Source organism: Streptomyces viridochromogenes (assembly GCF_001270495.1).
GTDB classification, from domain to species: Bacteria; Actinomycetota; Actinomycetes; order Streptomycetales; family Streptomycetaceae; genus Streptomyces; species Streptomyces viridochromogenes_A.
The window spans coordinates 1-24,799 of record NZ_LGUR01000265.1 but is presented as its reverse complement, the minus strand read 5'-3'; the positions used below and the strand labels follow the sequence as shown (position 1 = coordinate 24,799).

Here is a 24,799-nt window from a genome sequence, read left to right as displayed (position 1 = left end):
CGCAGATGGGGTCACGGCCTGTTCAGGTCGTACGCCTGGGGGACGTGTTGCCGCGGATGGGTCAGTACGACTGTTGACGCGAGCGGCGACCAGTACGGCCCGGGACAGCCTTCGCCCACGCCCGCAAACCGGTCGTGCGCTACGGCGCCCCAACCAACAGATCCGCCTCCTCCTCCCGCTCCACCATCTTCCGCAACGGCCCATCCACCACGGCCAGCTCCGCGAACGTCCCCCGCTGCGCCACCCGCCCCTCGTCCAGCACGACCACCTCGTCGACAGCCTCCAGCCCGGCCAGTCGATGGGTGATGAGCAGGGTCGTACGGTCCTCGGTGGCGGCCAGCAGATCGGCGGTGAGGGCGTCCGCGGTCGGCAGGTCGAGGTGCTCGGCGGGCTCGTCGAGGACGAGGACGGGGAAGTCGGCGAGCAGCGCCCGGGCCAGTGCGAGCCGCTGCCGCTGCCCGCCCGACAGCCGTGCCCCGTGCTCGCCCACGAGCGTGTCCAGCCCGTCGGGCAGGCTGTCGGCCCAGTCGAGCAGCCGGGCGCGCTTCAGGGCGTCGCGCAGTTCGGCCTCGGTGGCGTCCTTCCTGGCGAGGAGCAGGTTCTCGCGCACGGAGCTGTCGAAGAGATGCGCGTCCTGCGCGCACAGCCCGACGAGCCGCCGTACGTCGTCGCCGTCCAGCGCGTGCGCGTCCACGCCGCCCAGCGTGTACGAACCCGCCTCGGCGTCCAGGAAGCGCAGCAGCGCCTGCGCCAGCGTCGTCTTGCCGGACCCGGACGGTCCGACGACGGCGATCCGGCGGCCCTCCTCCAGGTTCAGGTCGAGGCCGGCGAGCGCGTCCCGGTCCTGCCCCGCGTGACGGACGGTCAGCCCCCTGAGGGCGACCGGGAAGGGTGACGCCGGTGCCCGCCGGGGCTGCTCCGGTTCCCGTACCGGCTCGGGCGCGTCCAGCACCTCGTAGACGCGCTCGGCGCTCTTGCGCACCCGCTGCCGGTACTGCACGGCGAGCGGCAGGCCCAGGACAGCCTCGAAGGCGGCCATCGGCGTGAGGACGACGACAGCCATCGCAACGCCGCCGAGCCGCCCGTCGGCGACCGCCTGGGCGCCCACGAGGGCGGTGGCGGCGACGGTGAGCCCGGAGATCAGCGCGGTGAGTCCATCGCCGAGCGCGGTCGCGGTCGCGGCTCGCGAGGCGATCCGGGTGAGCGCCCGGTCGGCCCGCCGTGCTGCGGCGGTGCGGCTGGGCAGGGCGCCGGCGACAGTCAGCTCCGCGGTGCCGGTGAGCAGATCCGTCACGCGCGTCGCGAGCACTCCGCGGGCGGGGGCCAGCGTGCACTCGGCGCGCCGGGCGACGGCACCGGTGACGAGCGGGACTCCGGCCCCGGCCACGAGCAGCCCGACCGCCAGTACGGCACCCGCCTCGGGCAGCAGCCAGGCGGTGAAGCCGACAGACCCGGCGGACACCACGGTCGCGGCAGCGGCGGGCAACAGCCACCGCAGCCAGTAGTCCTGTAGCGCGTCCACGTCCGTGACGAGCCTCGCCAGCAGATCGCCCCGCCGCGTGCGGCGCAGCCCGGCCGGAGCCAGGCGCTCCAGCCGTCGGTACACGGCGACCCGGGTGTCGGCCAGCATCCGCAGCACCGCGTCGTGCGACACCAGGCGCTCGGCGTACCGGAACACTGCCCGCCCGATGCCGAAGGTCCGCGTCGCCGTCACGGCCACCATCAGATACAGCACGGGCGGCTGCTGCGAGGCCCGTGAGATGAGCCACCCGGAAGTGGCCATGAGCCCGACGGCACTGCCGAGCGCGAGGCTCCCGAGCAGCAGCGCGAGGGCGAGACGACCGCGCCGGGGGCCCGACAGGGCACGGACACGGGCGAGGACACCCCGCCCGCCCGTCGTGAGCGAACCGGAGTCGGAGCCGCCCGAAGGGGCCGCCTCGGCGTTGTGCGAGACGGACACGTCGCCCGAAGTGCTGCCGCCGTGCACTCCGCGCTCGCCGTCGAGGCGAACATCGGGCGCCTTGGGCAAGCCCTCGCCCGGCGCGGGCGCCACGGCTTCCACCAGCCGCACCACCCGGTCCGCCACGCCCAGCAAGGCCGGCCGATGCACCACGAGCAGCACCGTCCGCCCCACAGCCAGCCTCCGCACGGCCTCCACGACCTCGGCTTCGGTGGCCCCGTCCAGGGCGGCCGTCGGCTCGTCCAGCAGCAGTACGGGCCGGTCCGCGAGGAACGCCCGGGCCAGCGCGAGCCGCTGCCGCTGTCCCGCGGACAGTCCGGCCCCGTCCTCACCCAGTACGGTGTCGGCCCCCTCGGGCAGCGCGTCCACGAACTCCAGGGCTCCGGCGTCCGCCAGCGCCCGCCTCACGGCCGCGTCATCGGCGTCGGGACGCGCCAGCCGTACGTTCTCGGCGATCGTCCCGGCGTACAGATGCGGCCTCTGCGGGACCCAGGCGATGCGCGAGCGCCACCCCTCCAGGTCGAGTTCGGCGAGATCGGCTCCCCCGACCGACACACGCCCGTCGGTCGGCCGCACGAACCCGAGCAGCACGTTCAGCAGTGTCGACTTCCCCGCGCCACTCGGCCCGACGAGCGCGACCGTCTCACCGGGCTCGATGTGGAAGGACGCGTCCGACACGGCGTCGGTGGACCGGCCGGGGTAGCGGACCGACACTCCCTCGAACGACACCGCCCCCGTCGGCACGGTCGCGGTCCCCGACGCCGGCACCGGAGTCTCCAGTACCTCGAAGATCTCCTCGGCCGCGGACAGCCCCTCGGCCGCCGCGTGGTACTGCGCGCCCACCTGACGCAACGGCAGATACGCCTCGGGCGCCAGCACCAGGACGACCAGGCCGTCGTACAGATGCATCTCGCCGTGGACGAGCCGCATGCCGATCGTCACCGCGACCAGGGCCACCGAGAGCGTCGAGAGCAGTTCCAGTGCGAAGGAGGAGATGAAGGCGATGCGCAAGGTCCGCATGGTCGCCCTGCGGTACTCGCCGGTGATGCGCCGGATCGACTCTGCCTGCGCCTTGGCGCGCCCGAACACCTTCAGGGTCGGCAGGCCGGCGACAACATCCAGGAAGTGCCCGGACAGCCGGGACAGCAGTTGCCACTGCCGGTCCATACGGGACTGTGTGGCCCAGCCGATCAGCATCATGAAGATCGGGATGAGCGGAAGCGTGCCGACGATGATCGCCGCCGAGACCCAGTCCTCGGTCACGATCCGCGCCAGCACCGCCACCGGCACGACCACCGCGAGCCCCAACTGCGGGAGATAGCGCGAGAAGTAGTCGTCCAGGGCGTCGACTCCTCGCGTCGCGAGGGCGACCAGCGATCCCGTCCGCTGTCCGCTCAGCCAGCCGGGTCCCAGCTCGGCCGCCCGCTCCAGCAACCGGCCCCGCAGCTCCGACTTCACCGCCGCGCTCGCCCGGTGGGCGGCGAGTTCGGTGAGCCAGGCGACCACCGCACGGCCGACGGCGACCGCCACCAACCACAGCAGGGGAGTGCGCAGTTCAGCGGCGGACATCCCGTGCTTGAACGCCCCCACCACCGCCTCGGCGATGAGCATCGCCTGCGCGATGACCAGCACCGAGCCGACGGCACCCAGACCTACGACCGTGAGCAGGAAGAGGCGAGTGGCGCGGGCGTATCGGAGGAGACGCGGGTCGATCGGTTTCACGTGAAACATGCCCTTCGGTCCAGGGCGGGGTGTTTCACGTGAAACATCGTGAACCACCCCGCCCGCGGCGGACTCAGTGCGTGGCCCCCGCAGCGGCGTCCCCGGCGATGTGCTGCGTGCCGATCCGCTTGCGGAACACCCAGTAGGTCCAGCCCTGGTAGAGCATGACGATCGGTGTGGCGATCACCGCGCACCAGGTCATGATCTTCAGCGTGTAGGGACTCGACGAGGCGTTGGTGACCGTGAGACTCCACTCGTCATTCAGCGAGGACGGCATGACGTTCGGGAAGAGCGTCAGGAAGAGCATCGCCACGGCGGCCACGATGGTGACGCCGGAGAAGGCGAACGACCATCCCTCACGGCCGGCCTGGTTCGCCACCAGTGCCGCCACCAGGGCGGCTACGGCCACAACGAGCGCTACCAGGCTCTTGCCGTCGCCGTTCTCTACCTGCGTCCAGAGCAGGAAGATCAGCGCCAGTCCGGCGGCGACGAGGCCGGCCCACAGGGCCAGCTTGCGCGCCCGCTCCCGGATCTCCCCGACGGTCTTGAGCGCGGTGAACACCGCACCGTGGAAGGTGAACAGCGTCAGCGTCACCAGACCGCCGAGGAGCGCGTACGGGTTGAGCAGGTCCCACAAGTTGCCGACGTACTCGAAGTTCCGGTCGATCTTCACGCCCCGCACGATGTTGCCGAAGGCCACACCCCACAGGAACGCCGGGATCAGCGAACACCAGAAGATGGCGTGCTCCCAGTTGCGCTGCCAGTTCTCCTCGGGCCGCTTCGCCCGGTACTCGAATGCGACACCCCGGACGATCAGGCAGACCAGGATGAGCAGCAGGGGCAGATAGAACCCGGAGAAGAGCGTGGCGTACCACTCGGGGAAGGCGGCGAACGTGGCACCGCCCGCCGAGAGCAGCCACACCTCGTTGCCGTCCCAGACGGGGCCGATGGTGTTGATCAGCACCCGCCGCTCGGGCCGGTTGCGGGCCAGCAGCTTGGTGAGGACGCCGACCCCGAAGTCGAAGCCCTCCAGGAAGAAGTAGCCGATCCACAGGACGGCGATCAGGACGAACCAGACGTCGTGAAGTTCCATGACTGTGCAGCTCCCTCGGCCTAGTACGAGAAGGCCATCGGCTTGTCGGCGTCACGGGAGTCGCCGCCGATCTTCGTGGGCGGATTCAGGTCGGCCTCCGTCAGCTCGGGCGGTCCGGCCTTCACGTACTTCACGAGCAGCTTGACCTCGACGACGGCGAGGATGGCGTAGAGCGTGGTGAAGACGATCATCGAGGTGAGGACCTCGCCCTGAGAGACGCCGGGGGAGACCGCGTCACGGGTCCGCAGGACGCCGTAGACGACCCATGGCTGACGACCCATCTCGGTGAAGATCCAGCCCCAGGAGTTGGCGATCAGCGGGAAGCCCAGGGTCAGGACGGCGATGCGCCAGTACCACTGGGTGAGCTTCGGACCGAGGGCCTTCTTGGGCAGCAGCACGAGATGCGGCACTTCGTCGTCACCGACCCTCAGGTGCTGCGGCAGCATGAACTTCTTGCGGGTCAGCCAGAGTCCGAGCAGGCCGATGGCGAACGACGTCATGCCGAACCCGATCATCCAGCGGAAGCCCCAGTAGGCGACCGGGATGTTGGGCCGGTAGTCGCCGGGACCGTACTTCTCCTGCTCGGCCTTGTTGACGTCGTTGATGCCGGGGACGTACGAGCTGAAGTCGTCCTTGGCGAGGAAGGACAGCAGTCCGGGGATCTCGATGGCGACCTTGTTGTGGCCCTTGTCGACATCGCCGTAGGCGAAGACGGAGAAGGGCGCGGGAGCCTCGCCGTCCCAGAGGGCCTCGGCGGCGGCCATCTTCATCGGCTGCTGCTCATACATGATCTTGCCGAGGACGTCGCCGCTGATCGCGGTGAGCATGCCACCGATGACAACGGTGACCAGGCCGAGCCTGAGCGATGTCTTCATCTCGCGGATGTGCTTCTTGCGCAGCAGGTGGAAGGCGGAGATGCCGACCATGAACGCGCCACCGGTGAGGAAGGCCGCGGAGAGGGTGTGGAACGCCTGGGCGAGCGCGGTGTTCTGGGTCAGTACGAGCCAGAAGTCGGTGAGCTCGGCCCGCCCCTTGGCCTCGTTGATCCGGTAGCCGACCGGGTGCTGCATCCAGGAGTTGGCCGCGAGGATGAAGTACGCCGACAGGATCGTGCCGATGGAGACCATCCACATACAGGCCAGGTGGATCTTCTTCGGCAGCTTGTCCCAGCCGAAGATCCACAGGCCGATGAAGGTGGACTCGAAGAAGAAGGCGATGAGGGCTTCGAAGGCGAGTGGGGCACCGAAGACGTCACCGACGAAACGGGAGTAGTCGGACCAGTTCATTCCGAACTGGAACTCCTGCACGATGCCGGTGACCACACCCATCGCGATGTTGATCAGGAAGAGCTTGCCCCAGAACTTCGTCGCCCTGAGGTACTTCTCCTTCTCGGTGCGCACCCAGGCGGTCTGCAGGCCGGCCGTGAGGGCGGCCAGTGAGATCGTCAGGGGGACGAACAGAAAGTGGTAGACGGTGGTGATACCGAACTGCCAGCGCGCCAGAGTCTCCGGCGCCAAAGCCAGGTCCACGTCGCCGCTCCTTACTACCGCTTGTGAAAGCGTTCACATTCACAAGCAATTATGCAGCACCGCTCTCCCGGCCCTCGAAGGGGGGTCCCTCCTTGAGCTCGACCTCTTGGCGCGAACTTCAACATATTGTTGAATCGACGCCATGCAGACACCGACGCCAACACACATACGGATCTCCTGGCCCGCGGGACACCTCACCGCGACCCTCGACGACACCCCGACCACGCAGGCCCTCGCGAAGGCCCTGCCCCTCGTCTCCACCGCCCGCACCTGGGGCGAGGAGGTCTACTTCGACACGGGTGTCGCCGTTCCACGTGAAACCAACGCACGGCAGGTCGTCGAGCCGGGCACGGTCGCCTTCTGGACGGACGGCGACGCGCTCGCCCTCCCCTACGGCCCCACACCGATCTCGCAAGGCGACGAGTGCCGCCTCGCGAGCCCGTGCAACGTCCTCGGCCACATAGACGGCGACCCCCGCCTGCTGGCGACCGTCCGCGACGGCGACCCCGTGCGCGTGGAACTCGTGGACGCCTGACCGGCTTACGGAGCTCTACAGCTCCTTGCGGAACCCTTCCGCCACCTTCAGGAATATGTCGTTCGCCTCGGCCTCTCCGATCGTCACCCGCACACCCTCGCCCGGGAACGGTCGGATCACCACGCCCGCCTGCTCACAGGCCTGAGCGAAGGCGACCGTGTGCTCCCCCAGCCGCAGCCACACGAAGTTGGCCTGGGTCTCGGGCACCGTCCAGCCCTGAGCGCGCAGCCCGTCAACCACACGGTTGCGCTCGCACACCAATGAACCGACCCGGCCGATCAGTTCGTCCTCCGCGCGCAGCGAGGCGATGGCCGCGTCCTGCGCGATCTGGCTCACCCCGAAGGGCACGGCCGTCTTACGCAGCGCCGCCGCGACCGGCTCCTGGGCGATCGCGAAGCCGACCCGCAGACCGGCGAGGCCGTACGCCTTGGAGAACGTCCGCAGGACACAGACGTTGGGCCGCTCGCGGTAGATCTCCACGCCGTCCGGCACCTCGGGGTCGCGGATGAACTCGCGGTACGCCTCGTCGAGCACCACTAGGACGTCGCCGGGCACCCGGTCGAGGAACCGCTCCAGCTCGGCCCGCTTCACGACCGTGCCCGTCGGGTTGTTGGGGTTGCAGACGAAAATCAGCCTGGTGCGGTCGGTGATGGCGGCGGCCATCGCGTCCAGGTCGTGCACATCACCCGGCGTCAGCGGCACCTTGACCGATGTGGCGCCACTGATCTGCGTGATGATCGGGTACGCCTCGAAGGACCGCCACGCGTAGATGACCTCGTCGCCGGGTCCGGCGGTGGCCTGGATCAGCTGCTGGGCGACACCGACCGAGCCGGTGCCGGTGGCCAGATGGGCGGCCGGGACGCCGAAGCGCTCGGACAGCTCGTTCATCAGCCCCGTGCACATCATGTCCGGGTAGCGGTTGAAGGACGAGGCGGCGGCCGTCACGGTCTCCATCACGCCGGGCAGCGGCGGATAGGGGTTCTCGTTGGAGGACAGCTTGTAGGCCACCGGGCCACCGGCCGCGGCAGGCTTGCCCGGCTTGTAGGTGGGAATACCCTCCAGCTCGGCGCGCAGCTTGGGGCTCGTCTCGCTCACCGCAGTCCTCCTCGCGACCACCGGCGGCCCATCACCACCGCCGGCTCCAATACTTCTCACCTTATGAGGATTCGGCGCCGATGCGTACAGGTGCGGCGGGCTCGTCTGTCGGACCCTGCTCCCCACTCCTGTCACACCTGCATCAGGGGCATCAGCGTACGAAGGCGTACGAATTAGGGGGCGCATCACACATATATCTATGCGCCGGTGGCTCGCGCCGTGGCGCGCATCACCCGTGCAGGTGAGTTGAGACCTCTTCGAAACATCGGGCACTTGGCAGGCCCATGCGTGCCGACAAGTCACGTCTTACCATTGGATCGTTCAACTCCCTTGGTTTCCAAGGAGTTTGGTGCAAGATGACCTTGCAGAAACGTGTCTGTCAACGACTGCATATGCGTCCGCACTACCCCACCGAATGAGCCCTACTATCGGCTCGCCATGACAGCAGCAGGGAAGCACCAGGTGAGCCGCGCGGAAACCTCACGTCGAGGCAGCCGGCCCGGCCGGGCGGGTATCAGAGACGTGGCCGCCGCAGCCGGGGTCTCCATCACGACCGTCTCCGACGCCCTCAACGGCAAGGGCCGGCTCCCGGACGCCACCCGACGCCATGTCCGCGAGGTCGCCGACCGGCTGGGCTACCGCCCGTCGGCCGCCGCCCGGACACTCCGTACCGGCAAGTCAGGACTCATCGGCCTGACCGTGACGACATACGGGGATGAACCTTTCACCTTCACCGAGTTCGCGTATTTCGCCGAGATGGCCCGTGCCGCCACCTCGGCCGCGCTCGCCCGCGGCTACGCCCTCGTGATCCTCCCCGCGACATCGCGCCACGACGTCTGGTCGAACGTCGCCCTCGACGGCACGGTCGTCATCGACCCGTCCGACCAGGACCCGGTCGTCAGCGAACTGGTCCGGCAGGGTCTCCCGGTCGTGTCCGACGGCCGCCCGGCCGGCTCGCTCCCGGTCACCGCCTGGGTCGACAACGACCACGAGGCCGCCGTACTCGGCATCCTCGACCACCTGGCCGACGCGGGCGCCCGCCGGATCGGACTGCTGACGGGCACCACGACGGACACGTACACCCACCTGTCGACCACCGCGTACCTGCGCTGGTGCGAGCGGGTCGGCCAGGACCCGGTGTACGAGGCCTACCCGGCGCACGACCCGTGCGCGGGCGCCGTCGCCGCCGACCGGCTACTCGCCCGCCCCGACCGGCCCGACGCGGTCTACGGCCTGTTCGACCCGAACGGCACCGACCTGCTCGCCGCCGCCCGCCGCTACGGTCTGCGCGTACCGGACGACCTGCTTCTGGTGTGCTGCAGCGAGTCCACGGTGTACGCCAACACCGAGCCGCCCATCACCACGCTCTCCCTGAAGCCCCGCCGCATCGGCACGGCCGTGGTCCAGCTCCTCATCGACGCCATCGAGGGGGTCGAATCGGACCGGCCGGTCGAGCAGGTGATACCGACCGAGCTGATCGTGCGTACCTCGTCCCAGCGACGCCCGCCGCGTACGACGGTCAGTCCGCCCCGGTCGCCCGAGGACCGGTAGGAGCCGGCCGAGGAACGGCACAAGCAGGTCGAGGGGGTGCGGGAGCACGCTCGTCGAGTGGTCGAAGCCCTGCCCAATCGGGGCGAAAGCCGCGGTGAACAGGAGTCCTGCTCCGATTCACCACCCCTGGGTCATCACATGGCGCGATCGGCATTCCTATGATGGGCCCACGACACCCGCGGGCCGCTGCGACCAGGCAGTCCGATGCGGTGCAGCTGCGGCGCGATGGTGGAGGGGTCTGATGACTCAGGGGGCCGGTCAGGGACCCGAGGTGGAGCGGACGGCGACGTTGCGCGACTTCCGGGTGCCCGCTTACGTGCACGAGACCGGTCCGTACGCCCACAGCACACACCCGGGCGAGGCCGCCCCGCTCCTGGACCAGGCATATCCGGAGGGGTACACGCCCACCCAGCGGGACCTGCCCGTGATCAATCGCGGCGACACGGTCCAGGTGCACGTCGACCCCGCCTCCCTGCCCGCGCAGCAGCCGGTGGACGGTCCCGGCCCGCTGTTCGTCGTCGGCGACGTGCACGGCTATCTCGACGAGCTGGTGGCCGCCCTCCAGGAGAAGGGCCTCATCGACTCGGCGGCGAACTGGTGCGCCGGCACCGCCCGGCTGTGGTTCCTCGGCGACTTCACCGACCGCGGCCCCGACGGCATCGGCGTCATCGACCTCGTGATGCGGCTGTCGGCGGAGGCCGCCGCGGCCGGCGGCTACTGCAAGGCCCTGATGGGCAACCACGAGCTGCTGCTGATCGGCGCCAAGCGGTTCGGCGACACCCCCGTCAACTCCGGGGCGGGCACCGCCACCTTCCAGGCGGCCTGGCTGCTCAACGGCGGCCAGAAGACCGACATGGACCGCCTCCAGGACCATCACCTCCAGTGGATGTCCCGGCTCGACGCCATGGAGGAGGTCGACGGCCATCTGCTCGTGCACTCGGACACCACCGCCTATCTCGACTACGGCAACTCGATCGAGGCCGTCAACGACACCGTCCGCGAGACGCTCACACGCAACGACGCCGACGAAGTCTGGGATCTCTTCCGCAAGTTCACCAAGCGCTTCTCCTTCCGCGACGAGGGCGGCGCCGACCATGTGCGCTCCCTGCTCGATACGTACGGCGGCACCCGCATCGTTCACGGCCACAGCCCCATTCCGTACCTGATGGGCGAGGTCGGCTCCGAGGACGGCGAGGACGGCGGCGGGCCCGTGGTCGAGGGACCGCACGTCTACGCCGACGGCCTCGCCATCGGGATGGACGGCGGCGTGACCATGGCCGGAAAGCTGCTGGTCCAACAACTTCCCCTGGATATCTGAACGTTCACCGGGCAGGCGTCCCCCAGGTGACGCAGTGACGGAAGACGGCGCAGGCCAGGGCCCAATTTTGGCAAACCCCCTGTCACCGTGTGCCGTCACCGCTCTACCATCGGCTTATCCGTAGCAGGCTCCCCTCCGTTTCTGCCCGACGGCTCGTTGGCATGCGAGCCCCAAGCCCTACGGAGCATCGGGGGATGCACATGAACAGCGTTCCGCAGCACCTGCACAGCGAGGACCGCCAGGAATACGAGCGGATCCTCGATGAGGCGCTGCGCTCCGCACCACACCGCCCGGAACTGACCGCTGTCGGACAGCGGCTCAACCCCGAACAGCTGCGCACCATGGCGCTCAACGCCACCGCACTCATCACGGCGGCCGCGGCGACCGAGTACCAGCACTACGTGAAGGTCCGCGAGGAACTGCGCCAGCCGGCGCCGTCCACCCCGTCGTCCACCCGCGAGTCCGGCTCCAGTGAGTCGGGGACGGGCGCGGTGGGGCTCGCCACCACCATGGGAGAGGTCGCCGAGACGGCCGGCCCGGGCGTCGTGGCCGTGCTCGCGGTCCTGGCGCCCGTCCTCGCCGGCACCGCCGCGGCGATCTTCCTGCTCGTCGGCTACATCCTGACAATGCTCAACCCCGAGCCGGCGTTCGCCCAGACGATGCTCACCACCGGATGGGTGTTCGGCGCCCTGGCAGCGGCCGCGATCCTGGTCGCCGCCGTCGGACTCCTGCTCACCGCTCTGCGCAACCGCCCGGCCTTCGACAGCGGGCCGTACGGCGAACTGAGCGAGGAGGTCGCCCGGGCCCGGGAGATCTGGCGCGAAGCCCTGCTGGAGCGCGGCATCCTGCCCTTCCTGCGGGAGGCACTGGCCAACCCCGGCACGGCATCGGCCCTGCACCGCACGTCACCGTCCACGCCGGCCGGCGGCCGCATGCCGAACCTCGGCTACGACCGTCCGGGCTTCAGCAGCCCGGACGACGGCGCCTCCCGGGGCTCACGTCCGAGCTTCACCAGCCCGGACTACACGAGCCCGGACTTCGGAGGGCCGGAACACCAGCCGGATTAGCCCTTCGGCTTGCGCCCCCGCCCGGGGAAGCCCAGGCTTCGGGGAGCGCAAGCCGGACACCCGGCCTCGGCCTGCCATCGGCTTCCTACAGACGGCGGACCACCTGAGCCTCGACGCGTTCGACGAGCGTACGGCTGAACGCGTGCACCAAGGCCAGGTGGAAGAGCGCTGGTGCCAGGGGCGCCCACCGGTGTACCCGGTCGTCCCTCAGCAGGTAGCGGACCACTGGAGCCGGCCGGAACGGCACGTAGTCGATGGCCTGGTGCTCCCAGCGGTCCGCGACACCCCTGCTGATGCGTGCCTGGAGATCCTGGCTGCGCAGTTCCTTGAGCCGGGCGAAGAAGTGAGCGCTCCAGCCACGCTTGTCCACGTCCAGGACGAAGGCCAGGAGTTCCAGCGTGTACTCGTGCGGTTCGAGCGCCAGCTCCTCCCGCATGCCGCGGCGTGCCACCGCGTGCAGATCCGGTGCACTCCGGCCGGAGGAGTCGATGTGCCGTGACAGGCCCTCGTTCACAGACGAGTTCCACACACCCGGCGCCATACGGACCCGGTCGCTGCGCCGGCTGACGACCAACATGTCGTCCGCGGTCACCACCGCGATGTTGGCGGCGAAGCTGCAGTGCAGAAAGGCCGGCGCCTTCAAGGGCTCGTTCGCGTCCAAGTAGGCGGAACGAGGGGTCGATCCGTCGGGCAGTCGACGGTCGAGCTGCTGGGCGGCAAGAAAGGTGTAGTAGTCGGTAGGTCTCAGCCTCAGATGGATTTCGGGTCGCTCGTCCAGGGGGGTGCGGGAGATGTCGAACGACTCGACCGCGTACCGCTGGCCGTTCCACAGCGGGGTGCGTCCCTCCTCCCGTAGCCGCTCGCTTTCCGCAGCAATCTCGTCCCGCCAGGGCACCATGGCCGCGGGCAGCGTCACCTCCTCGTCCAGCACATGCACATAGACCGTCTCCGGGGGAATCGGAGCCTCTCCGTCGCCCTCCACGACCAGGGCCGACGTCTGCAACGGCCCGAGGGAGAAGGTGCTCCACGCCGGCCCCGACTCCTCCCGCCGCCCCAGGCTGCGTATCGCGCTCCTCGAGCGTCTGCGCAGCCGGAACCAAGCGTCCTGCAGAGGCTGCTGGAACAACACCGCGAACAGCATGCCGAGTACGGCGCCCACCACGCCGTTGGCCACGTCTATCCCGCCCATGCCAGAGACATTAGTGATCTTGGCGAGGTCGGGCGGCGACGTGCTCGTTCCGTTATGACGACCACGTCGGCACACCGCTCGGAGAATCCGGCCCACTGCCACCGGCCCGTGGCCCCGGCTCGGCCTCGTGGGCCGTCCGGAAGCACGGGACGGTGGCTGACAGGGCTCAGTCCGCCATCGGCAGGTACACCCTGTTGCCCGCCGCAGCGAACTCCTTCGACTTCTGAGCCATGCCCTCCTCGATCTCCTCCTGGGACCCGCCGTGTTGGCGGCGGATGTCCTGGGAGATCTTCATCGAGCAGAACTTCGGCCCGCACATGGAGCAGAAGTGAGCCGTCTTGGCGGGCTCGGCCGGCAGGGTCTCGTCGTGGAACTCCCGTGCCGTGTCCGGGTCGAGAGCCAGGTTGAACTGGTCCTCCCACCGGAACTCGAAGCGGGCGTCGGACAACGCGTCGTCCCACTCCTGCGCACCGGGGTGCCCCTTGGCGAGGTCGGCCGCGTGGGCAGCGATCTTGTAGGTGATGACACCGGTCTTGACGTCGTCACGGTTGGGCAGGCCCAGGTGCTCCTTGGGCGTGACGTAGCAGAGCATGGCCGTGCCCCACCAGGCGATCATCGCGGCACCGATACCGGAGGTGATGTGGTCGTACGCGGGGGCGACGTCGGTCGTCAGCGGGCCGAGCGTATAGAACGGGGCTTCATCGCAGATCTCCTGCTGAAGGTCGATGTTCTCCTTGATCTTGTGCATCGGGACGTGTCCCGGGCCTTCGATCATGGTCTGTACGTTGAAACGCTTGGCGATCGTGTTGAGTTCCCCGAGCGTCCTCAACTCGGCGAACTGCGCCTCGTCGTTGGCGTCCGCGATCGAACCGGGCCGAAGGCCGTCGCCGAGGGAGTACGTCACGTCGTACGCGGCGAGGATCTCGCAGAGTTCCTCGAAGTTCTCGTACAGGAAGCTCTCCTTGTGGTGCGCCAGGCACCACGCGGCCATGATCGAGCCGCCGCGCGAGACGATGCCGGTCTTCCGGTTGGCGGTGAGCGGGACGTACGGCAGGCGCACGCCCGCGTGGACCGTCATGTAGTCCACGCCCTGCTCGGCCTGTTCGATGACCGTGTCCTTGTAGATCTCCCAGGTCAGCTCCTCGGCGCGGCCGTCGACCTTCTCCAGCGCCTGGTAGAGCGGCACCGTGCCGATGGGGACGGGGGAGTTGCGCAGCACCCACTCGCGGGTGGTGTGGATGTTGCGGCCGGTCGACAGGTCCATGACCGTGTCGGCGCCCCAGCGGGTCGCCCAGGTCATCTTCTCGACCTCCTCCTCGATGGAGGAGGTGACCGCGGAGTTGCCGATGTTGGCGTTGACCTTCACCAGGAATCGCTTGCCGATGATCATCGGCTCGATCTCCGGGTGGTTGACGTTGGCGGGCAGCACCGCCCGGCCCGCGGCGATCTCCTCGCGGACGACTTCGGGAGAAACGTTCTCCCGGATGGCCACGTACTCCATCTCGGGTGTGATCTCGCCGCCACGCGCGTAAGCGAGCTGTGTCACCGCCTCGCCGTCGCGGCTGCGACGGGGCTGGCGCGGTCGCCCGGGGAAGACCGCGTCGAGGTTGCGCAGGCCGCCGCGCGGCGAGGTGTGCTTGATCCCGTCGTCCTCGGGGCGGACGGGCCGTCCGGCGTACTCCTCGGTGTCGCCCCGGCCGATGATCCAGTTCTCCCGCAACGGGGGCAGCCCCCGGCGGACGTCGGTGTCGGCGAGCGGATCGGTGTACGGGCCCGAAGTGTCGTACAACGTGACCGACTGCCCGTTGGTGAGGTGCACCTGGCGGACCGGCACCCGCAGATCGGGGCGTGAGCCCTCGACGTACGCCTTGTGCCAGCCGATGGACTTCCCGGCCTCCTCGGACTTGTCGTCCTGAACGGAGGCAGGCGTGCGTGCGTCCTTGATGGTCATGAGACCTACTCCCTACGCCGGCATTACCCGGTAACAGGTTCGGCGGTCGACGCAGCGGCTTCCGTCTGCCGACGTTTCGTGTGAAACATCACTCGCGATGGGTGATGTTTCATGTGAAACATCGCTGGGACGGAGGTCAGCGCCCTCTCAGCCCGGTGCTCCGAGCTCCCGCGTGTACAAAGGTGGCACCACGCTAGCGTCAATTCGGGCGCGGTGAACAGAGGGCCCCGGTCGTTCTTGCGATGATCGGTCGGTGACCACGACCCATGAACCTCCGTACCCACCGCCCGAGCCGAGGCGCGGCTCCGGCTCCGGAAACGGCCCCGCGCGGGGCAACGGCCCTACGGACGGCCGGGGTTCAGGGGTTCCCAGCGGCAGATACGACGGTGGCTACGGCCGTACTGCCGGAGGTGACCACGACGATCACACGTCTGGAACCGGCGGGTGGCACGAGCACGGCTTCGGGCCCGGTGGGACGCAGGAGCACGGGAGCGGGGTCGGCGGCGGGCACGAGCACGGAGCCGGTGCCGGAGACCTGCACGATCACGGCCATGGTCACGGTCACGATTCCGGAGGCTCTCCGGGGCGGGGGCCCGGCCCGGGTGACGGGAACGGAAACGGGCATGGACACGATTCCGGTGGCGGTCGTGGGCATGGCCCCGGTTCCGGCGGTCGGCGTGGCGGCGGTGACGGTGGCGAGCCTGGGCACGGGCACTCGCACAGTCATGCCCACGGCCCGGCGGCTCCCGTCTCCCAGCATCTGCGCAAGGTCATCGCGGCGATCCTGATCCCGTTCGCCGCGGCGGTGGTGGTGGGGCTCGCGGTGCTGTGGCCGGGCGGTGCCCCGCCGCACGAGCGCACCGGGGTCGGTTTCGACCGGCAGACGCAGGCGGCCACGGTCACCAAGGTGGTCGAGCTGAGCTGCAAGGACGTCAACGCCTCGGGAGCCCCCCCGACCGGCGACACCTCCACCGCTGAGGGCTCCTCCGCCGTGCAGCAGGACAGCGGCACCTGCAAGAAGGCGACGATCCGGGTCGACACGGGCAAGGACAAGGGCCGTACGTTCACGGAGATCGTGCAGCCCGACCAGTCACGGCAGCTGCACGAGGGCCAGGAGGTCGTGGTCGCCTACGAGCCCTCCGCGCCCAAGGACCTGCAGTACTCGGTCACCGACGTGAACCGTAAGTTCCCGATGGCCCTGCTCGCCGGCATCTTCGCGCTCGCCGTCGTGCTGGTGGGCCGGATGCGCGGCGTCATGGCACTGGTCGCGCTGGCCATCAGCTTCCTCGTGCTGACCTTCTTCATCCTGCCGGCGATCCTGCAGGGCTCGAACCCACTGGTCGTGGCGGTGGTGGGGGCGAGCGCCATCATGCTGATCGCCCTCTACATGTGCCACGGCCTGTCGGCCCGAACGTCCGTGGCGGTGCTCGGCACGCTGCTTTCGCTGCTGCTGATCGGCCTCCTCGGCTCGGGGTTCATCGACTGGGCCGCACTCACCGGCAACACCGACGACAACACCGGCCTGATCCACGGGCTCTATCCGTCGATCGACATGAGCGGTCTGCTGCTCGCCGGCGTCATCATCGGTTCGCTCGGTGTCCTCGACGACGTGACGGTCACCCAGACATCCGCGGTCTGGGAGCTGCACGAGGCCAATCCGACGATGGGCTGGCGGGGGCTGTACCGAGCGGGTATCCGTATCGGCCGCGACCACATCGCGTCCGTCGTCAACACCCTCGTCCTCGCCTACGCGGGCGCCGCGCTGCCGTTGCTGCTGCTCTTCTCCATCGCGCAGAGCGGCGTGGGGACGGTCGCCAACAGTGAGCTGGTGGCGGAGGAGATCGTGCGCACGTTGGTGGGCTCCATCGGCCTGGTCGCGTCGGTGCCGGTGACCACCGCCCTCGCGGCCCTGGTGGTCTCGGCCGACCGGCCGGCGAACGGGAGGGTGCAGGGGGGTGCCCAGCCGGTCCCGTCGGGCGCGACGCCGGCTTCGACGGGCACACAGCCCGCTCCGGGGCGCGGCGGGCGGGGGCGCCGGCGGAAGCGGTGACGGTCACGAAGCGGTGACGGTGACGGTGACGGTGACGGTGACGGTGACGGTGACGGTGACGGTGACGGTGACGGTGACGGTGACGGGAAAGAACGCCCAACCTGGGCGGCAGGCTCCGCCCGTCCGGCGGAGCGCGAAGCACATCCAGCGGGGCGGAAGCGCTCCCACGCGCCCCTTGCACACCCGCTGAAGCGTTACGCCTCCCCCTCGCCCCGGCTGCCGTAACGCTTCAGCCCGCGCTCTGCTCCTCCGCCAGGATGCGGTCCAGGGCCTCGTCGAGGTGGGCGTCGAAGTCGGCGAGCGCGCCCTCCTGGCCGAGCGGCACAAGCTTGTCGGTGCGGTCGAGGAAGGCCACGAGCGGCGCCACCGAGGACCGGAACAGCGCCTGGTCGGCACCGACCTGAAGGCGGATCAGCACGTCACCCAGGGTTTCGGAGCCGGCCGGTGAGACGCGCACATCTCCCTCCCCGCAGGGCCTGCCCACCCCGTCGACCAGCAGCTCCCGGCCGAACGCCCAGGTCACAGGGGCATCGCCGGGCAGGTGGAAGGTCAGCCGTACGGCATAGGGATCACAGGTCTCGTAGCGCAACTCCACCGGGATGCGGAAGGAGAGCTCCTCGGACACGAGAAAGCTCATCATGACCTCTGCCTCTACGGACTCGCGCATCGCCTACCCCGTCGGTTGCCGTCGACTGGCCGGGAAGGGTGCCCCGACACTGGTGGAATCTTGCTGAACGTACACGAGAGATCACAAGGAGTGAGTTTTCAGATACTGATAGAGATCGCGAGTGACCCCAGGAGCCGTCCCATCTCGTCCTGCAGTTGCCGAGCCGCCGACAGCAGCCGGTCGGCCTGATGGACGGGCAGGGAAATGGCCATCGTGGCGGCCGTGGTGCCCACCGTGATCGGGATCGCCGCGCACACCGTGCCCAGCGCGTACTCCTGGCGCTCGGTCACCGGCTCCATCCGGCGGGTCCGTTCAAGCCGCCGTAGCAGGGTGCGGCTGTCGCGCACGGTGTACGGGGTGATGGACTGCACGGGATGGCGGTCGAGGTGATCGCGGCGGGCGTCGTCGTCCAGCTGGGAGAGCAGGCACTGCCCGATGGCGTGCGCGTGGCCGGTCTCCCGGAAGTCGGCCCATTCCTCGACCGCGGGAATGCCCGGGGTGTCCGAGACGCACATGACCTCGATCTCACCGTCGCGGTACTGGGCGTAGTAAACGGGGACACCGATGGCGTCACGCCATTGAGCGAGCGCGTCGGCGACCGTGCTGCGACGTTTCTGCTGGGCTCCGCTGCTGCTCAGCCGTACAGCCGCGTCACCGAGGAAGAACAGCCCTTTGTCCCGGCGCAGATAGCCTTCGTGGACCAACGTGCGCAACAGGTGGTAGGCCGTGGGCAGCGCCAGGCCGGTCTCACGGGCGAGTTGCTTGGCGGGAGCGCCGTAGTCGTGCTCGGCGACACACTCCAGCAGGCGCATCGCCCGCTGGACGGATCCGATGAGCGTCGCGGAATGTGGCTGCCGGGGGGACGTCGGGGAGGCCTGCCGCGGGACCTGGGGTACGGAGGAATGCGGCCTCCCGAGGGGGGCGTGGGGGTCTGAGGGTGCGGTGTCAACCGTGGCCAAGGGTCACTCCCGAAGCGCGAGGGGGGAGCCCGTGCGGGGGAACACGGGATGGGGGTGCACGCCGCTCGCGGGGGCGTCCCCGCGTCGATTTCCGGACTCTATTCGTCAGCCACCGCTCGCAGACGCCCTGCCCGGAAAACTTCCCTCGCCCGAGGGAACCAGTGATTCCTGTTACCGCCCGCCGGTCCCCACGGCCCTCGTGGCCCTCGTGGCCCTCACCAGTCGCTGCGTGACGAGGAGCTCGATGTGAACTTCCGTACGACGTAGATCAGTCCACCGACCAGTGCCACGAAGACCAGCACCTTGAAGAGCAGTCCGATGACGAACCCGACGACGCTGGCTATCAGCCCGCCGAACACGACCAGGGCGATGACCGGCACCGCGATCCACTTAACCCACCACGGCAGTCCTGCGAAGATTTCACGCATCGCCCTCGTCCTTACCTCTCCGCCCGTCTCTGCGCCGGGTTCTGATATGTCGAATCCGCTGACCACGGATCCGCTGACTTCGAATCTGCTGAGACCGAAGCCTCTGCGACCGAAGCCGCTGATTCCCTGCCCTCGATGCTAGGTCCGGCAGGTGCCCCGGCGGGGGCCTCGCAGCCCTTGTCCTCCCCTGATCGATCCCCTAGGGAACCCCGAGGCCAAAGGTCAGCTCTCGGGTGGAGAGAACATCACCAGCACCCTCAGGTCCTCGCTGATGTGGTGGAACCGGTGGGCCACCCCGGCAGGCACGTACACCACGCTGCCGCGCGCCACCTGTGTGGTCTCCATACCGACGGTGATGTGGGCGCGGCCACTCACAACGAAGTAGACCTCGTCCTGATTGTGCGGCTTCTGTGGATCATGCTCTCCGGCATTGAGCGCGTACAGACCGACCGACATGTTGCGCTCCCGCAGAAACTGCAGGTAGGCGCCCTCGTTGGCGGCGCGCTCCGCCTCCAGTTCGTCCAGCCGGAAAGCCTTCATCGCTCTTGTCCGCCCTCGTACCCGTGTTGGTGTCCGATCTCGTCTGCCACGATCAGACACATGAAGAATTTCGTAGTCAAGACGATCGCCAACGCGGGTGCCCTGGCGGTCGCCGTCTGGCTGATAGACAAGATCACCCTCACCGGTGACAGCACGGGCAAGAAGATCGGAACCCTGGTCCTCGTAGCGCTGCTCTTCGGCCTGGTGAACTTCGTCGTCAAGCCGGTCGTGAAGCTCCTCAGCCTCCCGCTGCTCATCCTGACGCTCGGCCTGTTCACCCTGGTCGTCAACGCGCTGATGCTGCTGCTGACCTCGTGGCTCGCCGACAAGTTCGATCTGAGCTTCCATGTCGAGGGTTTCTGGACGGCCGTACTCGGTGGCCTGATCATCTCCATCGTCTCCTGGGCGCTGAACGTCGTCCTGCCCGACGGGGACTGAGCTTCCGATGACCTACCGCGTCTGCTTCGTCTGCACCGGCAACATCTGCCGCTCCCCCATGGCCGAGTCCGTCTTCCGCGCCCGCGTGGCGGAGGCCGGACTCGACGGCCTGGTGGAGGTCGACAGTGCCGGCACCGGCGGCTGGCACGAGGGCGACCCGGCCGACCCGCGTACCGTCTCCGTCCTCGAGGAGCACGGCTACGACAGCGGCCACACGGCCCGGCAGTTCCAGACGTCCTGGTTCGACCGCCTCGACCTCGTCATCGCCCTCGACGCCGGCCACGTCAAGGCCCTGCGACTCCTCGCGCCCTCGCCGGAGGACGCGGCAAAGGTGCGGCTGCTCCGGTCCTACGACCCCGGCGCGGGCGACGACCTCGATGTTCCCGACCCGTACTACGGGGGCCGGGACGGGTTCGATGAGTGCCTTGAGATGGTGGAGGCGGCAAGTACGGGCCTCCTCGCCGAGGTCCGCGAACAGGTGGAGGGACGGGCGGCATGAGCGGTACGGGTTCTCAGGGGCTGCATTCCGGCGACGGGGACGGCACGCGCGCGGTGCGGGCCGGGCTGCCCGAGGCGGTCAAGTACGAGCCGACCCTGCCGGGTCCCGTGTTCGCCGCCCACTACCACCTGCCGGGCGAGCCCACCGGACCGTACACCTACGGCCGCGACGAGAACCCGACCTGGACTCACTTGGAGCGCGCCATCGGCGAGCTGGAGGCGCCGGGGGAGGCCGGTGTCGAAACGCTGGTCTTCGCGTCGGGCATGGCCGCCACGTCGTCGGTGCTCTTCTCCCAGCTGCGGGCCGGGGACGCGGTCGTCCTGCCCGGCGACGGCTACCAGGCGCTGCCCCTGGTGCGTGCCCAGTTGGAGGCGTACGGCATCGAGGTGCGCACGGCGCCGACCGGCGGGGACGCCCAGCTCGGCGCCTTGGACGGCGCGAAGCTGCTGTGGATCGAGACCCCGTCCAACCCCGGTCTCGACGTGTGCGACGTCCGGCGGCTCGTCGAAGCGGCACACGCGCGTGGCGCCCTCGTCGCCGTCGACAACACGCTCGCGACGCCGCTCGGGCAGCGTCCGCTGGAGCTCGGCGCGGACTTCTCGGTGGCCAGCGGCACCAAGCAGCTGACGGGACATGGCGACGTGCTGCTGGGATACGTCACCGGCCGCGACGCCGGCGCCATGGCCGGCGTACGGCGTTGGCGCAAGATCGTCGGTGCGATTCCGGGGCCCATGGAGGCCTGGCTCGCGCACCGTTCCCTCGCCACGCTCCAGCTGCGGGTGGAGCGGCAGAACGCCAATGCCCTCGCTGTCGCGGAGGCGCTGCGGGACTGGCCGGAGGAGCTCGGGGTGCGCTATCCGGGGCTGCCCGGCGACCCCTCGCACAAGATCGCCTCGCAGCAGATGCGGCGCTACGGCTGCGTGGTGTCCTTCACGCTGCCCACGCGCGCGCGTGCCGAGCGTTTCCTGGAGGCACTGCGGCTCGTCGACGACGCGACCAGCTTCGGCGGGGTGCGTTCGACGGCCGAGCGGCGCGGACGCTGGGGCGGCGACGCCGTGCCGGAGGGCTTCATCCGTATGTCGGTCGGTGCCGAGGATCCCGAGGATCTGGTGGCGGATGTGCTGCGTGCGCTGGACGAATCGGCTCAGTGACCGGGTCCGCCCCCGCGTCCATCAGTGCCCGGTCATGGAGAACGGGCGGTCCGAGCCTCCCCCCTCGTGGCTCGGACCGCCCTCGGTTCCGCGCGCGAAGAACCGCGCGAACAAGGCTAGTTGACTCTCTGTCAGTGTCCAATCACAGTAGCGACAGCGACCTATCGACTTATTTATAGTTGGGCCCTGCCCTGGGGGGTGGAGAGAAGGGCGGGGAAGGGGAGGGTGCGGCATGGATCTGGCCTTGTTGCGCACTTTTGTGACCGTGCACCGGGCTGGTTCCTTCACCCGCGCCGCCGCGCTGCTCGGGCTGTCGCAGCCGGCCGTGACCTCGCAGATCCGCACTCTGGAACGGCAGCTGGGCCGTCCCCTCTTCCTACGGCAGGCCCGCGGGGTAACGCCCACGACCATGGGCGACGAGCTCGCCCACAAGGCCGCGCCGCATCTCGACGCCCTGGTGGAGATCACCGAGACGGGCCTCGACGACGAGTCCTCCTTACGCACGCTGCACCTCGCCGGACCCCCTGAGTTCACCGCCGAGCGGGCGCTGCCCGCGCTCACCGAACTGACCGGCGAGGACGGCCAGGGCTTCGCGCTGCGTACGTCCTTCGGCAATGCCGAGGAAACCCTGGAGGGGTTGGCCGCCGGGCATCACGATCTGGCCATCAGTACGGCCCGTCCGCGCGGCGCGCTGCTCACGGCGACTCCGCTCTGCGACGAGGAGCATGTCCTCGTGGCCGCTCCCCGCTGGGAGGACCGGATCAGCTCGGGGACGCTGTGCCGCAAGGGGGCGCGTGCGCTGGAGGACATCCCGGTCGTGGAGGTGCACGAGTCCCTCCCCTTCGTCTCCCGCTACTGGGCTTCGGTCTACGACTCCCGTCCCGCCGCCCCCGGCACCGTGATCGTCCCCGACCTGCGCGCGGTCCTCGCCTGTGCGGTCGCAGGGGCGGGGCTGGCGGTGTTGCCCCGCTATCTGTGCGCGGCCGCCCTGGAGCGCGGCGACGTCGTCACCCTGCACGATCCGCCGGTGCCACCGCTGCGGACATACTTCCTGGTGGTCCGCACCGGCACGCTGGCGATGCCGCATATCGCGCGGGCCCATGAGTGGCTCTTGCGGGCAGCTTCCGACTGGGCCTGAGCACTGGCCTCCGACCGGGCTTGAGCACCCGCTTCCGAGGGGGTATTGAGCAGCGGTTCCCGACCGGGTCTTGAGTAGCGGTTGCCAACCAGGTCTGAGCCGGCTTCTCAGCGGGTCCGAGCAGCTTTCCCAGCGGGTCCGAGCCGGTTTCGCAACGGGTCCGAGCAGGGTTTGCAGGGCCATCACACCGTGAGCTCGACCAGTGACGGTTCGCGATGTTTCACGTGGAACCAGCCGGGCCACATTTCTCCCATGACCGTCCGACCCGTGGTCAAGCGCACCGCCCGCGCCGTTTTGCTGGACGGCGACGACCTGATCCTCATCAAGCGCACCAAGCCCGGCATGGATCCCTACTGGCTCACACCCGGTGGTGGGGTCGAGCCGACCGACACGACTGTTGTCGACGCCCTGCACCGCGAGGTGTACGAGGAGCTTGGCGCCAAGATCACCGACGTGGTGCCCTGCTTCGTCGACACCGTCGAGCACATCGGCGAGGACGGTGGAGCGACCGGTGTGAAGGTGCAGCACTTCTTCGTCTGCCGCCTGGGGTCCATGGACCCGTCCTTGCGGCACGGACCCGAAGTGGACGAACCCATCGGCGAGTACGAGATCGTGCGGGTGCCGTTCACTCGGGTCGGGATCGCGTCCGTCCATCTCGTACCGCTCTCGCTGCGGCACTACCTCGACGGGAACATCGAGGGCGTCCGCGCGATGCACGCACCGGACTTGGGCTGATACCGCCCCGTCGCTTCGACTGCGCAGAGGGCTCGTCAGTCCCCGGTGACGACGAGTTCCTCCACCGAGTCATGGCGTATGCGTTCGGACGGGATGCCGACGTCTCGCAACGCGTCCACGCCGCTGCGGATCATGCCGGGCGGTCCGGAGACATAGGCGTCGTACTCGGTCCAGGGCCCGTACTGGCGTATGGCTTCGGGGAGCTGGAGCAGTCCGTGCCGGTCCACCACCGGGCGGACCTCCAGCCAGGGGTGGGACTGCTTGAGCCTGAGCATGGTGTCGATGTCGTACAGGTCCTGGTCGGAGCGGGCGCCGTAGAAGACCTCGACCGATCGCCGGTCGCCGTGCTCGGCGACGTCCTCGACCAATGCCTTGATGGGCGCTATGCCGGTGCCTCCGCCCAGGCAGAGCAGACCGCTGTCGGTGGTGTGGTCCACGGTCATCGAACCGGCCGGCGGCCCGAGCCGGATGATGTCGCCCGGCCGGGCGCGATGCACCAGCGCATTGGAGACCCAGCCCGCGGGCACGGCCTTCACATGGAACGTCAGCAGGCCGTCCGAGCGGGGCGAGGAGGCGAAGGAGTAGTGCCGCCAGATCCTGGGCCACCAGGGCGTCTCCACGCTCGTGTACTGCCCGGCGAGGAAGGGGTAGGGCTGGTCGGGGCGGACGGTGAGGACCGCCACGTCCGACGTTCTCAGGTCGTGTGACACGACCTCCGCGTACCACCAGGCGGGGGCACGCAGTTCGTCTGCCGCCGCCGCGTCGATCATGACCTGCGAGATCGTCGTGTACGTCCGGACCCAGGCGGCCTCTGTTTCGCCGTCCCAGATACCGGCGGCGTACTTGCTCAGCGCGCCGATGAGGCACTCTCCGACGGCCGGGTAGTGCTCGGCCCGGGTGCCGTACTTGCGATGACCGCGGCCGAGGTTGCGCAGGTAGTCGACGAGAACAGGGGTGTTGTCGATGTGCTCGGCCGCGGTGAGCAGCGCCTTCAGCAGCCGGTCCCGCTGGGTGTCCATCGCGGCCGGGAACAGGGACCGCAGATCGGGGTGGCGGACGAAGAGCAGCGCGTAGAAGTAGGAGGTGACCTTGTCGGCCACAGGCCCGATCTCGGCCATCGTCCGGCGGATGAGGGCGGCGTCGGGGGAGGCGGGAGGAGCGGGAGAGGCGGGGGAGGCGGGTTG

The 24,799-nt window shown here is 69.2% G+C and carries 22 protein-coding genes; 10 read left to right on the top strand and 12 right to left on the bottom strand.

Going from position 1 to position 24,799, the window contains the following annotated elements; all coding sequences use genetic code 11:
* Positions 1-139: 139 nt before the first annotated feature.
* From cydD to ADK36_RS43570, 3 genes are all read right to left on the bottom strand, one after another.
* A complete protein-coding gene (gene cydD, locus ADK36_RS43580) occupies positions 140-3,691 on the bottom strand; it encodes a thiol reductant ABC exporter subunit CydD (RefSeq protein ID WP_078916688.1) in 3,552 nt (1,183 codons plus the stop codon).
* Positions 3,692-3,755: 64 nt separating this feature from the next.
* Complete coding sequence (cydB, locus tag ADK36_RS43575; protein WP_048586457.1) at positions 3,756-4,775, bottom strand: cytochrome d ubiquinol oxidase subunit II; 1,020 nt, start codon at positions 4,773-4,775, stop codon at positions 3,756-3,758.
* A gap of 20 nt (positions 4,776-4,795) precedes the next feature.
* Positions 4,796-6,304: a cytochrome ubiquinol oxidase subunit I gene (locus tag ADK36_RS43570; protein WP_048586456.1), complete on the bottom strand. Its 1,509-nt coding sequence runs from the start codon at positions 6,302-6,304 to the stop codon at positions 4,796-4,798.
* Between the two features lie 142 nt (positions 6,305-6,446).
* Here ADK36_RS43570 and ADK36_RS43565 point away from each other — a divergent pair, with 142 nt between their 5' ends.
* Positions 6,447-6,839 carry a cyclophilin-like fold protein gene (locus ADK36_RS43565; protein ID WP_048586455.1) on the top strand — a complete coding sequence of 131 codons (393 nt, stop codon included), beginning with the start codon at positions 6,447-6,449 and terminating at the stop codon, positions 6,837-6,839.
* Positions 6,840-6,854: 15 nt separating this feature from the next.
* On the opposite strand, the gene hisC is transcribed toward ADK36_RS43565, so the two are convergent.
* The gene (gene hisC / locus ADK36_RS43560; protein ID WP_048586454.1) at positions 6,855-7,934 is read right to left on the bottom strand and encodes a histidinol-phosphate transaminase; all 1,080 of its coding nucleotides are present in this window, start codon (positions 7,932-7,934) and stop codon (positions 6,855-6,857) included.
* A gap of 438 nt (positions 7,935-8,372) precedes the next feature.
* On the opposite strand from hisC, the gene ADK36_RS43555 reads away from it, so the two are divergent.
* The 3 genes from ADK36_RS43555 (at position 8,373) to ADK36_RS43545 (ending at position 11,870) form a co-directional block, all read left to right on the top strand.
* Positions 8,373-9,485: a LacI family DNA-binding transcriptional regulator gene (locus tag ADK36_RS43555; RefSeq protein ID WP_078916687.1), complete on the top strand. Its 1,113-nt coding sequence runs from the start codon at positions 8,373-8,375 to the stop codon at positions 9,483-9,485.
* 241 nt (positions 9,486-9,726) lie between these two features.
* Positions 9,727-10,803 carry a metallophosphoesterase gene (locus tag ADK36_RS43550; protein WP_048586452.1) on the top strand — a complete coding sequence of 359 codons (1,077 nt, stop codon included), beginning with the start codon at positions 9,727-9,729 and terminating at the stop codon, positions 10,801-10,803.
* A gap of 194 nt (positions 10,804-10,997) precedes the next feature.
* Positions 10,998-11,870: a membrane protein gene (locus tag ADK36_RS43545; protein WP_048586451.1), complete on the top strand. Its 873-nt coding sequence runs from the start codon at positions 10,998-11,000 to the stop codon at positions 11,868-11,870.
* 85 nt (positions 11,871-11,955) lie between these two features.
* Here the strand turns inward: ADK36_RS43545 and ADK36_RS43540 are convergent, their stop codons facing one another.
* Both ADK36_RS43540 and thiC read right to left on the bottom strand, forming a co-directional pair.
* The gene (locus ADK36_RS43540) at positions 11,956-13,059 is read right to left on the bottom strand and encodes a hypothetical protein (RefSeq protein ID WP_048586450.1); all 1,104 of its coding nucleotides are present in this window, start codon (positions 13,057-13,059) and stop codon (positions 11,956-11,958) included.
* A 166-nt stretch (positions 13,060-13,225) separates the two neighbouring features.
* Positions 13,226-15,010 carry a phosphomethylpyrimidine synthase ThiC gene (thiC, locus tag ADK36_RS43535; RefSeq protein ID WP_053201555.1) on the bottom strand — a complete coding sequence of 595 codons (1,785 nt, stop codon included), beginning with the start codon at positions 15,008-15,010 and terminating at the stop codon, positions 13,226-13,228.
* A 535-nt stretch (positions 15,011-15,545) separates the two neighbouring features.
* Here thiC and ADK36_RS43525 point away from each other — a divergent pair.
* Complete coding sequence (locus tag ADK36_RS43525; RefSeq protein WP_078916689.1) at positions 15,546-17,060, top strand: YibE/F family protein; 1,515 nt, start codon at positions 15,546-15,548, stop codon at positions 17,058-17,060.
* Between the two features lie 3 nt (positions 17,061-17,063).
* Here ADK36_RS43525 and ADK36_RS49330 read toward each other — a convergent pair whose 3' ends face one another.
* From ADK36_RS49330 to ADK36_RS43505, 5 genes are all read right to left on the bottom strand, one after another.
* Positions 17,064-17,228: a hypothetical protein gene (locus tag ADK36_RS49330; protein WP_159391262.1), complete on the bottom strand. Its 165-nt coding sequence runs from the start codon at positions 17,226-17,228 to the stop codon at positions 17,064-17,066.
* Positions 17,229-17,289: 61 nt separating this feature from the next.
* Complete coding sequence (locus ADK36_RS43520) at positions 17,290-17,727, bottom strand: SsgA family sporulation/cell division regulator (RefSeq protein ID WP_030048438.1); 438 nt, start codon at positions 17,725-17,727, stop codon at positions 17,290-17,292.
* A 98-nt stretch (positions 17,728-17,825) separates the two neighbouring features.
* On the bottom strand, positions 17,826-18,560 hold the full coding sequence (locus ADK36_RS43515) for an IclR family transcriptional regulator (RefSeq protein WP_425315359.1): 735 nt from the start codon (positions 18,558-18,560) through the stop codon (positions 17,826-17,828).
* 341 nt (positions 18,561-18,901) lie between these two features.
* Positions 18,902-19,114: a DUF5326 family protein gene (locus ADK36_RS43510; RefSeq protein WP_030048440.1), complete on the bottom strand. Its 213-nt coding sequence runs from the start codon at positions 19,112-19,114 to the stop codon at positions 18,902-18,904.
* Between the two features lie 222 nt (positions 19,115-19,336).
* Complete coding sequence (locus tag ADK36_RS43505; protein WP_030048441.1) at positions 19,337-19,654, bottom strand: cupin domain-containing protein; 318 nt, start codon at positions 19,652-19,654, stop codon at positions 19,337-19,339.
* A 60-nt stretch (positions 19,655-19,714) separates the two neighbouring features.
* On the opposite strand from ADK36_RS43505, the gene ADK36_RS43500 reads away from it, so the two are divergent.
* The 5 genes from ADK36_RS43500 (at position 19,715) to ADK36_RS43480 (ending at position 23,615) form a co-directional block, all read left to right on the top strand.
* Complete coding sequence (locus ADK36_RS43500; RefSeq protein ID WP_048586445.1) at positions 19,715-20,092, top strand: phage holin family protein; 378 nt, start codon at positions 19,715-19,717, stop codon at positions 20,090-20,092.
* Positions 20,093-20,099: 7 nt separating this feature from the next.
* Positions 20,100-20,591 carry a low molecular weight protein-tyrosine-phosphatase gene (locus tag ADK36_RS43495; protein WP_048586444.1) on the top strand — a complete coding sequence of 164 codons (492 nt, stop codon included), beginning with the start codon at positions 20,100-20,102 and terminating at the stop codon, positions 20,589-20,591.
* Positions 20,588-21,742, top strand: a complete 1,155-nt coding sequence (locus ADK36_RS43490; protein ID WP_048586443.1) for a cystathionine gamma-lyase — start codon at positions 20,588-20,590, stop codon at positions 21,740-21,742. The genes ADK36_RS43495 and ADK36_RS43490 overlap by 4 nt, the downstream gene beginning before the upstream one ends.
* 232 nt (positions 21,743-21,974) lie before the next feature.
* Entirely contained in the window at positions 21,975-22,880 is a 906-nt protein-coding gene (locus ADK36_RS43485; protein WP_048586442.1) for a LysR family transcriptional regulator, read from the top strand.
* A 252-nt stretch (positions 22,881-23,132) separates the two neighbouring features.
* Positions 23,133-23,615: an NUDIX domain-containing protein gene (locus ADK36_RS43480; protein WP_048586441.1), complete on the top strand. Its 483-nt coding sequence runs from the start codon at positions 23,133-23,135 to the stop codon at positions 23,613-23,615.
* A 35-nt stretch (positions 23,616-23,650) separates the two neighbouring features.
* Here the strand turns inward: ADK36_RS43480 and ADK36_RS43475 are convergent.
* A partial coding sequence (locus tag ADK36_RS43475) for a globin domain-containing protein (RefSeq protein WP_053201550.1) occupies positions 23,651-24,799 on the bottom strand: 1,149 nt, incomplete at its 5' end.

Bases quoted from the DNA above. Each gene is read 5' to 3' on its own strand.
- cydD (WP_078916688.1), bottom strand. From the start codon at position 3,691: ATGTTTCACGTGAAACCGATCGACCCGCGTCTCCTCCGATACGCCCGC.
- cydB (WP_048586457.1), bottom strand. From the start codon at position 4,775: ATGGAACTTCACGACGTCTGGTTCGTCCTGATCGCCGTCCTGTGGATC.
- ADK36_RS43565 (WP_048586455.1), top strand. From the start codon at position 6,447: ATGCAGACACCGACGCCAACACACATACGGATCTCCTGGCCCGCGGGA.
- ADK36_RS43555 (WP_078916687.1), top strand. From the start codon at position 8,373: ATGACAGCAGCAGGGAAGCACCAGGTGAGCCGCGCGGAAACCTCACGT.
- ADK36_RS43550 (WP_048586452.1), top strand. From the start codon at position 9,727: ATGACTCAGGGGGCCGGTCAGGGACCCGAGGTGGAGCGGACGGCGACG.
- ADK36_RS43545 (WP_048586451.1), top strand. From the start codon at position 10,998: ATGCACATGAACAGCGTTCCGCAGCACCTGCACAGCGAGGACCGCCAG.
- ADK36_RS43540 (WP_048586450.1), bottom strand. From the start codon at position 13,059: ATGGGCGGGATAGACGTGGCCAACGGCGTGGTGGGCGCCGTACTCGGC.
- thiC (WP_053201555.1), bottom strand. From the start codon at position 15,010: ATGACCATCAAGGACGCACGCACGCCTGCCTCCGTTCAGGACGACAAG.
- ADK36_RS43520 (WP_030048438.1), bottom strand. From the start codon at position 17,727: ATGCGCGAGTCCGTAGAGGCAGAGGTCATGATGAGCTTTCTCGTGTCC.
- ADK36_RS43510 (WP_030048440.1), bottom strand. From the start codon at position 19,114: ATGCGTGAAATCTTCGCAGGACTGCCGTGGTGGGTTAAGTGGATCGCG.
- ADK36_RS43505 (WP_030048441.1), bottom strand. From the start codon at position 19,654: ATGAAGGCTTTCCGGCTGGACGAACTGGAGGCGGAGCGCGCCGCCAAC.
- ADK36_RS43500 (WP_048586445.1), top strand. From the start codon at position 19,715: ATGAAGAATTTCGTAGTCAAGACGATCGCCAACGCGGGTGCCCTGGCG.
- ADK36_RS43495 (WP_048586444.1), top strand. From the start codon at position 20,100: ATGACCTACCGCGTCTGCTTCGTCTGCACCGGCAACATCTGCCGCTCC.
- ADK36_RS43490 (WP_048586443.1), top strand. From the start codon at position 20,588: ATGAGCGGTACGGGTTCTCAGGGGCTGCATTCCGGCGACGGGGACGGC.
- ADK36_RS43485 (WP_048586442.1), top strand. From the start codon at position 21,975: ATGGATCTGGCCTTGTTGCGCACTTTTGTGACCGTGCACCGGGCTGGT.
- ADK36_RS43480 (WP_048586441.1), top strand. From the start codon at position 23,133: ATGACCGTCCGACCCGTGGTCAAGCGCACCGCCCGCGCCGTTTTGCTG.